The organism is Stenotrophomonas sp. 8(2023), from assembly GCF_030345295.1.
Classification (GTDB): Bacteria; Pseudomonadota; Gammaproteobacteria; order Xanthomonadales; family Xanthomonadaceae; genus Stenotrophomonas; species Stenotrophomonas muris.
This window is the reverse complement of the sequence record NZ_CP128404.1, coordinates 365,001-367,500: the sequence shown is the minus strand read 5'-3', so window position 1 is coordinate 367,500 and position 2,500 is coordinate 365,001. Positions and strand designations below refer to the sequence as shown.

Annotated in this window: 2 rRNA genes (1 of these 2 running past the window's edge); both read right to left on the bottom strand. The window is 54.0% G+C overall.

Going from position 1 to position 2,500, the window contains the following annotated elements:
• Positions 1–178: 178 nt before the first annotated feature.
• A 5S ribosomal RNA gene (gene rrf, locus QP609_RS01685) occupies positions 179–293 on the bottom strand.
• Positions 294–419: 126 nt separating this feature from the next.
• Positions 420–2,500 (bottom strand): 23S ribosomal RNA (locus tag QP609_RS01680) (it continues 799 nt past the right edge of the window).

Below are 2,500 nucleotides of genomic sequence, written 5' to 3'. Positions count from 1 at the left end.
CGAGGGCCTTTCGTCGTTGCGAGCCGCCTATTATGGCAGGCCTTTCAGCTTTGTCAACAACTTGTTTGAGGAACTTGAAGCTCTTCGTGAAGTTGTTGCCGCAAGTCCAGGTCGAAACCAAGTGCCTGCAAAAAAAGGAAAACCCCGCTGCGCATGCAGCAGGGTTCTCGGGTGTAAACCCTGGCGATGACCTACTCTCGCATGGCTTGAGCCACACTACCATCGGCGCAGCTGCGTTTCACTTCCGAGTTCGGGATGGGATCGGGTGGTTCCACAGCGCTAATTTCACCAGGGAGGCTTTTGGAGCGTCGCACTCGTCCCTGGGGGACAAGGCGCCAGCCTCGCATAGTTCTTGTGACGTAGCGTGCACTTGGATGCTCTTACGACGTTGTCGTAAAGCCAAGGCAACTTGAGGTTATATGGTCAAGCCGCACGGATCATTAGTATCAGTTAGCTCAATACATTGCTGTACTTACACACCTGACCTATCAACCACGTAGTCTACATGGTTCCTTCAGGGGGCTTGTGCCCCGGGAGATCTCATCTTGAGGCGCGCTTCCCGCTTAGATGCTTTCAGCGGTTATCGCTTCCGAACATAGCTACCCGGCAATGCCACTGGCGTGACAACCGGAACACCAGAGGTTCGTCCACTCCGGTCCTCTCGTACTAGGAGCAGCCCCTCTCAAATCTCCAACGCCCATGGCAGATAGGGACCGAACTGTCTCACGACGTTCTGAACCCAGCTCGCGTACCACTTTAAATGGCGAACAGCCATACCCTTGGGACCGACTACAGCCCCAGGATGTGATGAGCCGACATCGAGGTGCCAAACACCGCCGTCGATATGAACTCTTGGGCGGTATCAGCCTGTTATCCCCGGAGTACCTTTTATCCGTTGAGCGATGGCCCTTCCATACAGAACCACCGGATCACTAAGTCCTAGTTTCCTACCTGCTTGATCCGTCGATCTTGCAGTCAAGCACGCTTATGCCTTTGCACACAGTGCGCGATGTCCGACCGCGCTGAGCGTACCTTCGAGCTCCTCCGTTACTCTTTAGGAGGAGACCGCCCCAGTCAAACTACCCACCATACACGGTCCCCGACCCAGATAATGGGCCCAGGTTAGAACGTCAAGCACGACAGGGTGGTATTTCAAGGATGGCTCCGCTGCAGCTAGCGCCACAGTTTCATAGCCTCCCACCTATCCTACACAGACGAACTCAACGTTCAGTGTAAAGCTATAGTAAAGGTTCACGGGGTCTTTCCGTCTTGCCACGGGAACGCTGCATCTTCACAGCGATTTCAATTTCACTGAGTCTCGGGTGGAGACAGCGCCGCTGTCGTTACGCCATTCGTGCAGGTCGGAACTTACCCGACAAGGAATTTCGCTACCTTAGGACCGTTATAGTTACGGCCGCCGTTTACTGGGGCTTCGATCAAGAGCTTCGCCTTGCGGCTGACCCCATCAATTAACCTTCCAGCACCGGGCAGGCGTCACACCCTATACGTCCACTTTCGTGTTTGCAGAGTGCTGTGTTTTTGATAAACAGTCGCAGCGGCCTGGTTACTGCGACCCTCTTCAGCTATAGCTCGCACGAGCCACCAAAAAGGGTGCACCTTCTCCCGAAGTTACGGTGCCATGTTGCCTAGTTCCTTCACCCGAGTTCTCTCAAGCGCCTGAGAATTCTCATCCTACCCACCTGTGTCGGTTTACGGTACGGTCTGCGTAAGCTGAAGCTTAGGAGCTTTTCCTGGAAGCGTGGTATCAGTGACTTCGCCTTAAAGGCTCGTCTCGGTGCTCGGTCTTAAAGGATCCCGGATTTGCCAAAGATCCAAACCTACCGCCTTTCCCCAGGACAACCAACGCCTGGTACACCTAACCTTCTCCGTCCCTCCATCGCACTTACGCGAGGTGCAGGAATATTAACCTGCTTCCCATCGACTACGACTTTCGTCCTCGCCTTAGGGGCCGACTCACCCTGCGCCGATTAACGTTGCGCAAGGAAACCTTGGGCTTTCGGCGTGCGGGTTTTTCACCCGCATTATCGTTACTCATGTCAGCATTCGCACTTCCGATACCTCCAGCAGACTTCTCAATCCACCTTCAACGGCTTACGGAACGCTCCTCTACCGCGCATAACAAAGTTATGCACCCCAAGCTTCGGTTCTGTGCTTAGCCCCGTTAAATCTTCCCCGCAGACCGACTCGACCAGTGAGCTATTACGCTTTCTTTAAAGGGTGGCTGCTTCTAAGCCAACCTCCTGGCTGTCTGTGCCTTTCCACATGGTTTTCCACTTAGCACAAAATTTGGGACCTTAGCTGTGGGTCTGGGTTGTTTCCCTTTTCACGACGGACGTTAGCACCCGCCGTGTGTCTCCCATACAGTCCGTCTCGGTATTCGGAGTTTGCAATGGTTTGGTAAGTCGCGATGACCCCCTAGCCATAACAGTGCTCTACCCCCGAGAGGATACATATGAGGCGCTACCTAAATAGCTTTCGA